Origin of the sequence: Streptomyces sp. NPDC048415 (genome assembly GCF_040651675.1) — a bacterium.
Classification (GTDB): domain Bacteria; phylum Actinomycetota; class Actinomycetes; order Streptomycetales; family Streptomycetaceae; genus Streptomyces.
Map to the genome: position 1 here is coordinate 1 of NZ_JBEZKJ010000168.1, position 9,329 is coordinate 9,329.

Here is a 9,329-nt window from a genome sequence, read left to right on the forward strand (position 1 = left end):
GCCTGCCTCCAGCTTCAACCGGTCCCTGCGAGGACCGGCGGCGGGCCTCTCATCCCGCGAGATCCATCAGCGCCTCGTGGCGCACAGCCGAGTTCGTCGATGCAGAGCGGGTCGACCCGGCCGTAGCGGGCGATGGTCTTGGGCAGTTGCTTTTCGTCGGCCGCCTCGACCAGCTCGTTGGCGAGGTTCGTGGTGAGGACGTAGCGGACTCGGAAACCGGCCGTCGCAGCCTCGGTGCCGAGGGCGATCAGCAGGTGGGACTTTCCTGTGCCCGAGTGGCCAATCAAGCACAGAGGCTGGCCTTTACGGACCCACGCGCAGGTGGCGAAGGTATGGACGGCGCCGGTGTGACATGGGAATTGGCCTCGAAGTCGGAGTCCCGCAGGAACTTCTGGCGAGGGAATTCCGCGGAGTTGATGCGCGTCTCCGACCGGCACCGGTCCCGGTCTTCACACTCGGCCATCAAGGGCTCGGCCAGGAAACCGCGATAGGTCATCTGTTCGCGCTCGGCGGCGTCGGCCGTCGCGCTGTACTGGCCCCGGATGGTGGGCAGCCGCAGCCGCAGCCGCAGCACCGGCAGGCAGTGTCGACGGCCGCGTCAGCGGCCTGCCGCCGCCAGGCTCAACGGGCCAGGGTCCAAGCCGAGGCGGGAGACTTGAGGACGGCCTGGTGGCTGGCATCGGGGATGCTTGTCCCGACCGAGTGCGACAGCTACCTCCCGCGCTTGGCGAGCCAGGTCACGAACTCATGTGCTGCCACCGGGATCGGTACGGATGGGCGGCTGCCGCTCGGGCCGATAGCGGTCCGGGCGGCGGGCCGAAGTACGTCGAGGCTTATGTTCTTTCCTGACTACTGCACCGCCCTTCCCTGGGCGAAAGGGAAGTGTAGGAGCCTGAGTGGGGGAGGGGCCTGGCTGCAGCGGCCGTGACTACGGGTTGTCCGGTGCGTAGGGATTCGTAGGCGGCCAGGACAGTTTGGAGGGTGCGCAGTCCGGTCTCGCCGTCGGGGTGGGCCCGCTGGCCGGTGCGGGCGGCGGCGAGGAAACTGTCGAGCATCGCGGCGTCGAGGTTGATGGTGCCGGGTTCCCACCGAGGCGCGGCCTGGACGGCGTCGTAGCCGTCGAGGAGTGGCGGGAAGGCGTCGAACTCCACAAGGGCGCGCTGCCCAACGCAGGTGAGGGTCAGGCCGCCCCAGGTTGGGTGGGAGGAGGGGTGGCTCCAGCTGCAGTCGATGGTGGCGACGAGCCCGCGGGCGTAGGTGAGGGTGAGCAGGCCGGCGGATTCCACATTCGGTTCGTCCTCGCCAGGCGCTGTGAGGAGTGTGTTGGCGACGGCGTAGACCTGTGTGGGCTGCTCGCCGTCGAGGAGGAAGTCCAGGAGATCCGCGATGTGCACGGTGTGGTCCATGACTGCGCCGCCTCCTGCGAGGGCGGGATCGGCGAACCACGGGCGATCCAGGCCAGGAACTGAGGAGTTGTTCACGCCGTGAACGCTGAGGAGGGATCCGATCGAGCCATCGCCGAGGGCGTGTCGCAGTGCTGTGAAAGCCGGGTGGAAGCGAACCGGGTATGCGGTCATGAGGCTGACGCCGGCCTGCTCACAGGCTTCGATCATGGCGCGTGCGTCATCTTCCGTGGTGGCCAGTGGTTTCTCGCACAGGATGTGTGCGCCTGCGGCGGCGGCTCGTTCGACAAGCTGCCGGTGTCGTGTGTTCTCGGTGGTGACGATGACGGCTCGAGGGCGCTCGGCGAAGGCCTCCTCGTAGCCGGCGCGGTAGGTGACGCCCAGTTCATCGGCCAGGGCCTTGCCTCGCTTCGGGTCTCCGGGCGGGGCGTCGGGGTCGGTGGTGATGAGCTCGATGTCGCTACGGTCGCGCAGCAGCTCTATGTACGTTGCGGCGTGAACATGGGCGAAGGACAGGACGGCGACCTTCATCAGTGGCTTCCTTCCATGGGCTGCTGCGCAGCTGCGTCTTCGACCGCAACGGCCAGGCCGGTCGCTGTGGACTGGCGCGCGGCGGCGGCGATACGGACGGCTGCAACACCGTCCGATGCGTTGACACGGGGGGCCGGACCGCCCTGGAACGCGGCGGCGAACTCGCGGATCTGAGTGGCGAACGGGTCCTCGCCGAAGTCGCCGCTGGGAACGCCGTCGGCGTCGGCGCCGGTTTTGCCGATCAGGCGAAGAGAGGGGTGGGCGAGGGAGTCGTGGGTGAGGGTGCCGTTGGATCCTGCGACGTGGAAGGTGTAGCGGAACGGTGTGGCCGGTGGTGCCCATACGCCCAGGACTTGGGAGATGACCCCGGAGGTGTGGGTGAGGGTTGCATTGCCGACGGCCACGGCCCCCTCGGGTGCGGGAGCGGTGAGGTGGCCGCGCTGGGTGGCGTGGATGGTGACGACTTCCCCGAAGAGCCACCTGGCGATGTCCATGTCGTGGAGCATCTGGTCCGTCAGGATGCCACCGGAGAGCGCGGTGTCCGCGAACCATGAACTCCACGTCGGATAGCGGCCGGTTCGCGTGAAGCGGGCGACCGCAACACGGCCGAGCGCACCGGAGTTGATGGCGTCGCGGAGCCGGACGTAGGCGGGGAAGAACCGTACGACGTGTCCGGGGTACAGCTGACGACCTGCCTTCTCCGCGGCGTGCATCATCTCCAGTGCCTCCGCCGGGGCGAGCGCCAGCGGCTTCTCGCACAGCACTTCCGCCCCCGCCTCGAAGGCGGCCAGAGCGATATCGCGATGGGTGGCGGTGGGCGTGCAGATGTCAACGACCGTGGCCCACGCCAGCGCCTCTTCGAGGGTGGAGACCTCGGTGATTCCGAACTCCTCAGCAAGGCGGGCGGCCTGGCCGTCGGTCGAAAAGACGCGCACTCGTGCCCCGAGGGCGATCCAGGCCGGCAAGTGGGTCCGCGCGATAAAGCCGGCACCGATCATGGCTACGTCGAGCCTCTTCATCCGTCAACCTCCTGGTCGTTGCTTCCCCGGGCCACTGTCTTCGCGTTGATGGAGCTGCGTATGCGCTGCAGGTGGCGCGGGATGAGATTGGGAACTGTCCAGCGCGCTCCGGCGCGGGTGAGATCAGCTGCGGAGGCCGTAGTGGTGACACCTACGATGTCTCGCACACCGGCAGCGACCAGCGCGTGGATCCCCGAGGGCGAATCCTCGAAGGCGAGGCACTGTTCAGGCCGCGCCCGCAGGGCTGCGCAGGCCCTCAGGTAGCCCTCGGGCGATGGCTTGCCGGAGGTGATTTCCTCGGCGGTGATGATCACGTCGATCAGGTCGTGCACACCGAGGACGTCTTTGAGGAGGTGCTGGGCCCACTGAGCTCCGGCACTGGTCACCACAGATATGCGGTACTTCACGCGCAGCCGCCTGATGAGAGCGGCGGCGCCGGGCACGACCGTCACGTTGCCGGCATGCTCCAGTGTGAAGGCGGTCATGGTGGCGAGAGCGGCGGCCGCGTCTGTACCTGTCCAGGGGCCCGGCACGCCCGCGATGACGTCGCTGGGGCGTCGTCCCATGTAGTGCTGCTCGTAGTCGGCGTCGGTGACGGCCACGCCCCACGTATCGAAGAACCCTTGCCAGGCCCGGCGGTGCACCTCCTCGCTGAACACCAGGGTGCCGTCCAGGTCCATGAGGACCGCCTCGCACGCCGGGGCGGACCTTCGTGTCAGGCCGAAGCCGGCGGCCGTCACGACGCGGTCCAGCTGAACATGAGTGCTCCGGCCTGGATCGGGCCGGTGGCGGCGGGCGGTCGCGCGGATCCGGACTGGTAGTCGAGCACGTCGACAGTGCATATCGCTGACATGCCGTGGGGTCGGACCGCGGCAGGGCCGAGCGCCGCGAGGGGCCCGGACAAGGGGAGGCAGACGGCGAGACTCACAGCATCTCCTTGATGTCCTCAGCCAGGCAGTCAGCCTCCGCGCCGACGACGACCTGCACGACACCGGCCGAGACGAGGACCCCGAGAGCTCCTGCCCTCCTGAGGGCATCGACGTCGACGGCGTCCGCGTCGTTTACCTCGGTGCGGAGCCTGGTGATGCAGGCTTCGATGTCAGAGATGTTCTCGGCTCCGCCGAGCCCCTCAACGATCAGCCACGCTTTGGACATGACTGGCCCCTCCATATGGATCACCGTGTGGTGGATGCAGCGCAGCACAGCGCTCCAAACTGGTAATGACCAGTTAATGCCAGACAGTACCTCTCAGTGCACCGCTGTGCAATGCCCGATAGGGGAGGAAGGCAAGGCAATGTCATGCCCGCGTCAAAGTCGGCACGTGAGTCGGGTGTGCGCTCGCCTCGGGAGTTCCCGAGGCTGCCGAATCACCGGTCGGCGAGCGTCATGTGCAACTGGTACCGGTCGGCCCGGAACCATGAGTACGCGTGCTCAATGGCGTGATCACCGCTGTAGGCGATGCGGTCGAAGGTCATGACGGCAGCGCCCGTGCGGATGCCCAGCAGGGCGGCCGTTTCCGATGAGGCCGGCCCGGCCCCGACTGTCTGCTCCGCGCGGTCGATGGGATAGCCGAAGCGTGTGTCCAGGGTTTCGTAGATGGAGCTCGTGAAGTCCACGCTGTCCAGCTCCGGCAGTAGATCGGCGCTGTACCACGCGTCGTCGATGGAGATGGGCGTGCCGTCGGCAAGCCGCAGGCGCCGGACATGCCATGCCTGCTGCTTCTCCGTCATCTGGAGTACTGCGGCGGTGGCGGGAGATGGGGCGTCCTGGTTGATGGACAGAACCACGGTGCCCGGCTTCAGGCCGAGGCGGCGCATGTCCTCGTGAAACGAGGCCAGGCGCAGCTCAGAGCGGTGCGCCCGCTCGGCCACGAAGGTTCCGCGCCCATGAACGCGGACGGCCAGGCCGTCGGCCACGAGCTGGCCGAGCGCTTCGCGCACCGTCACGCGGCTGACTCCATGGTCGACGCACAGCTGTCGCTCACTGGGCAGTGCCTCGCCAGGCGACAGCTGGTTGGTGCACATGTCAACAAGGATCGCGTGGAGCTGCGCGTGCTTGGGCACCATGCTCTTGCCGACAATCTGCCGTGTAGCCACTGCGGCCCTACTTTCGGTCCAGGGGAGGCCTCAGCCTCCCATACTGGTTATTACCAGTATGCGTCACGTGTCCACCTTACCGTTCAGTCGTCGGCGGCGGGCCGTGCTGTGGGCCGGGCTTCGCCGGTCTCACCAGTGGTGCCCTTCATTTCCGCGGTGCCAAACCGTCGTAAGCATTGACACTCGCGCGGCCGCAGGGACATGCTACCTGCGAACTGGTCATGACCAGGTGATACCGGTCACGTCCACTTGCATGGCAGTCGCCCCGGGCTGGCTCCGCCCGGCTCCTCTTGCGCTCCCGCCCCTCCTGCACACCTTTTGAGGTCGTCATGAGCACCCGTACATCTCCATCCGCCGGCCGCCGGACGGGCCTGGCGAGCCTGCAGAAACTCGGCCGCAGCCTGATGCTGCCGATCGCCACGCTTCCCGCCGCTGGACTCCTGCTGCGGCTGGGGCAGGACGACGTCCTGGGTCGCGTCCCCGCACTCCAGGACACCGCACACGTCATCTCCGCCGCCGGTGGGGCGCTGTTCACCCACCTGCCGCTGATCTTCGCAGTCGGCATCGCCATCGGATTTGCGAAGAAGGCTGACGGTTCCACCGCGCTGGCCGCAGTCGTGGGGTATCTCGTACTGGAGGGCGTCTTCACGGCGATGTCGCCCATCGTCCTCAAAGGCCAGAAGGACCTGGCCGGGGCGCAGGCCGTGGTCAACTTCGGCGTCCTGGGCGGCATCGTCATCGGCCTGCTCGCGGCGATGCTGTGGCAGCGCTTCTACCGCACCATGCTCCCGCCCTATCTGGGCTTTTTCAGCGGACGCCGTCTCGTTCCCATCCTCACGGCCGTGGCCGCTCTTGTTATCGGCGTTCTGATGAGCCTGATCTACCCCCTGTTCAATGACGGCCTGACCTCAGTCGGTGAGGCCGTCGACGCGAACAGCGTCGTCGGCGGCGCAATCTACGGCACCGCGAACAAGCTGCTGATCCCCCTCGGCCTGCACCACATCCTCAACTCCGTGGTCTGGTTCATCCTTGGCGACTACCACGGAGCCCACGGCGACCTGAACCGCTTCTTCGCGGGCGACCCCCAGGCCGGCATCTTCATGACCGGCTTCTTCCCGATCATGATGTTCGCGCTTCCGGCCGCAGCTCTGGCCATCTGGCGCGAAGCCCGACCCGAGCACCGCAAGGCCGTCGGCGGCATCATGCTCTCGGCCGGACTCACCAGTTTCCTCACCGGCATCACCGAGCCGATCGAGTTCTCCTTCCTCTTCGTCGCCTGGCCCCTCTACCTCGTACACGCCGTGCTGACCGGCACCTCCCTCGCTCTGGTCAACGCCCTCGGCATTCACCACGGATTCACCTTCTCCGCCGGACTCATCGACTACGTCCTCAACTGGGGCAAGGCCACCCATCCTCTGCTGCTGATCCCCATAGGTCTGGCCTACGCCGCCATCTACTACATGCTGTTCCGGTTCGTCATCCGCCGCTGGAACCTGCGCACTCCCGGCCGCGAGGAGGAGAACCCCGATACCACCCAGGAACGCCTGCGAGAACCCGCGGCCTGACACCAACGTCCCTGAACAGCCCGTCGAAAGGAATCGCCCATGGCGCAGCGCGTCGTCTCCCTCGGCTCACGCAGCGGCCTGCACGCCAGGCCCGCCGCCACCTTCGCCAAGGCCGCCGCCCGGACACCGGTCCCCGGGACCATCGCCGTCGACGGCAAGCCACCGGTCCGCGCCGGCAGCCCGCTGGGCGTCATGACGCTCGGCGCCGGCCATGGCGACCAGGTCATTCTGACTGCAGCCGGAGACCAGGCCCAGGCCGTCCTGGAAGAGCTGGTAGCCCTGCTGAGCAAGGAGCTCGACGCGTGAGCGACTCCTCCACCACGATGACCGGCTACGGGGTCAGACCAGGACTGGCGTGCGCACCACTGATCCGCATGACGCCGTACGGGCCGGCCGAGTACCGCGGCGGCACCGCACACCTGAGAGATGACAAGCCAGGCGTGAGGAGCGGGTCAGCGGCCGAAGCGCCGTCCGCACATGCCAGACCTCTTCGGATGCGTGACGCCTTCATCGCCGCGACGGGCGAAGGGCAGGAGGCCTGATGGAGGTCGTTATCCGGCCCGATGCCGACGACGCCGGCCGCACGGTCGCGGGGATCATCCATCACGCGATCGCCAGTGGTGTGAAGACTCTGGGGCTGGCCACGGGTGCCTCGCCCCTGGGCGTCTACCGGGACCTGATCCGCCGCCACCGGCAGGAGAGGCTGAGTTTCGCCGGCGTCGACGCCTTCCTGCTCGACGAGTATGTCGGGCTCCCGCCCTCCCATCCGCAGTCCTACGCCCAGGTGATACGCCGCGAGCTGGTCGACGACGTCGACCTCGATGTCGCCCGGGTACGCGGCCCCCAAGGCACCGCATCCGATCCGCAGCGGGAGGCCGGCCGTTTCGAGCGCACCCTCATGGCCGCGGGACCGGTCGGCGTGCAGATCCTCGGGATCGGCGTCAATGGCCACGTCGGATTCAACGAGCCGGGCTCGTCCCTCGCTTCATGCACCCGGCTCAAAACACTCACCGACGACACCCGCCGCGACAACGCACGGTTCTTTGGCGGGCTTGACGAGGTGCCCCGGCATGTCATCACCCAAGGGCTGGCCACGATCGGCCGCGCATCCCATCTGGTACTGATCGCCACCGGCCCGCACAAGGCCCGCGCGGTGGCCGCCGCAGTCGAAGGACCCGTCAGCGCGATGTGCCCCGCTTCCATTCTCCAACTGCATCCGCATGCCACTGTCGTGGTGGACGACCTCGCCGCAGCCCGACTGGAACAGCAGGGTTACTACCGCGAGGTCGCCCGCCACAAGCCCGCCGGTCAGGGGTACTGATGAGCCGCCCCTCCAATGTTGTCGCCGTCGATCTCGGCGGGACCGCCATCAAGGCCGCGCGGTTCAATGTGCAGGGGGTGAGCGGGGAGTCGCTGCGGCCGGCCACTCCATGCTCCGAGGGGCCGGAAGCCGTTGTCGCCGCCGTCGTGCGGGCCGCCGCTGCTCTCGTCCGTCCCAGTAGCCGAGCCGTCGGCCTGTGCGCCCCTGGGCTGATCGACGACACCGCCGGCGTCGTCCGGTACGCCTCGAATCTCGGATTGCGCGACAGGGCTCTGGCTGCAGCGGTGGCAGACAGGCTCCGTCTCCCTGTCACGCTTGAGCATGATGTCGGGGCAGCGTGCTGGCAGAGCAGCGGCTGGGCCTCGGTGCCGGCGTACAGGACCTGCTCCTCGTTGTACCCGGAACGGGCGTGGCCGCGGGGATCATCAGCAATGGCCAACTCGTGCGAGGAGCCCCTGGTTTCGCCGCCGAGTTCGGCCACATACCCGTCCATGCCGACGGTGAGCTCTGCGCTTGCGGCCGGCACGGCTGCCTGGAGGCCTATGTGTCAGCCAGTGCCCCGGTCCGCCGCTACCGCCGCACCGGAGGCATCGCCCACAACGCACCCGCCATCACCGCGCGCCTGGACACCGACCCGGATGCCGCACGTCTTTGGGCCGAGGGAACCGACGCTCTCGGAAGGGAGCTCGTCACCTCGACTGTGCTGCTGGACCCTCAGCGCATCGTCCTGGCGGGCGGGATGACTGTTGCCGGAGAAGCGCTCACCGCCCTGTTCAACGCACCCTGCAGCGCGGACTCGCCTGACGTGCCGCACCGCTCGTCGGCATCTCGCCACTGGGCGCGGATGCGGGACTCCTTGGAGCGGCCCTGCGGGCGACAGACACCTCAATGCTTCCGCCCTCCGTCAATGGCCGCGCGGAAGCCACCGCGCCGGGACAGCACACGCCCAGCCAATCGTCTTCCGTCCGGCAGTAACGGCGTCGCGCCACAGGCACCTGGACCGCGGGTGAAAGGAGCAGGTCACCGTGTGGCCTCGCAAACGAAGCCAGAGACCTCCCCGGCGGCTACGGCCCGAGCTCGATGACGGGCCGCTGGTCCGCGCCCTGACACATCTGCAAGCGCAGATCGCGGCCCAGGGCAACAACTTGGCCGAGTGCAACGACCGGGGCGCCCTCACGTATCCGATAGAACAGGCACTGCGCGATCCGGGAGAGGACTGGGACCGGCGGATGCACCGCCTGCTCGTGTTCAGCACTCTTCCCGATGCATACGTCCTGGCCAGCCAGTGGCGCGCCTGGAATCCCGCCAGTGCCGACGCCATGCTTCTTCATGCCTTCGCCGGCATCGCCCGGGCCCGCGCGGGCGATGCCGGCACCGATCTGAGCGCAACGATC

At 67.9% G+C, this 9,329-nt stretch carries 9 protein-coding genes and 3 pseudogenes; 5 read left to right on the forward strand and 7 right to left on the reverse strand.

Annotated features, from left to right (window positions below):
• Positions 1 to 86: 86 nt before the first annotated feature.
• From AB0D27_RS44055 to AB0D27_RS44085, 7 genes and pseudogenes are all read right to left on the reverse strand, one after another.
• Positions 87 to 609, reverse strand: a pseudogene (locus tag AB0D27_RS44055) (ATP-binding protein); the annotation flags it as partial.
• 224 nt (positions 610 to 833) lie between these two features.
• Positions 834 to 1,934, reverse strand: a complete 1,101-nt coding sequence (locus AB0D27_RS44060; protein ID WP_362520935.1) for a Gfo/Idh/MocA family oxidoreductase — start codon at positions 1,932 to 1,934, stop codon at positions 834 to 836.
• Positions 1,934 to 2,953 carry a Gfo/Idh/MocA family oxidoreductase gene (locus AB0D27_RS44065; RefSeq protein WP_362520938.1) on the reverse strand — a complete coding sequence of 340 codons (1,020 nt, stop codon included), beginning with the start codon at positions 2,951 to 2,953 and terminating at the stop codon, positions 1,934 to 1,936. The genes AB0D27_RS44060 and AB0D27_RS44065 overlap by 1 nt, the downstream gene beginning before the upstream one ends.
• Entirely contained in the window at positions 2,950 to 3,693 is a 744-nt protein-coding gene (locus AB0D27_RS44070; RefSeq protein WP_362520941.1) for an HAD family phosphatase, read from the reverse strand. Before AB0D27_RS44070 ends, AB0D27_RS44065 begins: the two co-directional genes overlap by 4 nt.
• Complete coding sequence (locus tag AB0D27_RS44075) at positions 3,690 to 3,881, reverse strand: hypothetical protein (RefSeq protein WP_362520944.1); 192 nt, start codon at positions 3,879 to 3,881, stop codon at positions 3,690 to 3,692. The genes AB0D27_RS44070 and AB0D27_RS44075 overlap by 4 nt, the downstream gene beginning before the upstream one ends.
• The gene (locus tag AB0D27_RS44080) at positions 3,878 to 4,123 is read right to left on the reverse strand and encodes a PTS transporter subunit EIIB (RefSeq protein WP_362520947.1); all 246 of its coding nucleotides are present in this window, start codon (positions 4,121 to 4,123) and stop codon (positions 3,878 to 3,880) included. Before AB0D27_RS44080 ends, AB0D27_RS44075 begins: the two co-directional genes overlap by 4 nt.
• A gap of 197 nt (positions 4,124 to 4,320) precedes the next feature.
• Positions 4,321 to 5,049, reverse strand: coding sequence for a GntR family transcriptional regulator (locus tag AB0D27_RS44085; protein WP_362520950.1), 729 nt, complete (start codon positions 5,047 to 5,049; stop codon positions 4,321 to 4,323).
• A gap of 329 nt (positions 5,050 to 5,378) precedes the next feature.
• On the opposite strand from AB0D27_RS44085, the gene AB0D27_RS44090 reads away from it, so the two are divergent.
• From AB0D27_RS44090 to AB0D27_RS44110, 5 genes and pseudogenes are all read left to right on the forward strand, one after another.
• Positions 5,379 to 6,614: a PTS transporter subunit EIIC gene (locus AB0D27_RS44090; RefSeq protein WP_362520952.1), complete on the forward strand. Its 1,236-nt coding sequence runs from the start codon at positions 5,379 to 5,381 to the stop codon at positions 6,612 to 6,614.
• Positions 6,615 to 6,653: 39 nt separating this feature from the next.
• On the forward strand, positions 6,654 to 6,920 hold the full coding sequence (locus AB0D27_RS44095; RefSeq protein WP_362520954.1) for an HPr family phosphocarrier protein: 267 nt from the start codon (positions 6,654 to 6,656) through the stop codon (positions 6,918 to 6,920).
• Between the two features lie 235 nt (positions 6,921 to 7,155).
• The gene (locus tag AB0D27_RS44100) at positions 7,156 to 7,935 is read left to right on the forward strand and encodes a glucosamine-6-phosphate deaminase (protein ID WP_362520955.1); all 780 of its coding nucleotides are present in this window, start codon (positions 7,156 to 7,158) and stop codon (positions 7,933 to 7,935) included.
• Positions 7,935 to 9,019: pseudogene (locus AB0D27_RS44105) on the forward strand (ROK family protein). Before AB0D27_RS44100 ends, AB0D27_RS44105 begins: the two are co-directional and overlap by 1 nt.
• Positions 8,961 to 9,329 (forward strand): annotated as a pseudogene (locus AB0D27_RS44110) (hypothetical protein); the annotation flags it as partial. The pseudogenes AB0D27_RS44105 and AB0D27_RS44110, both read left to right, overlap by 59 nt.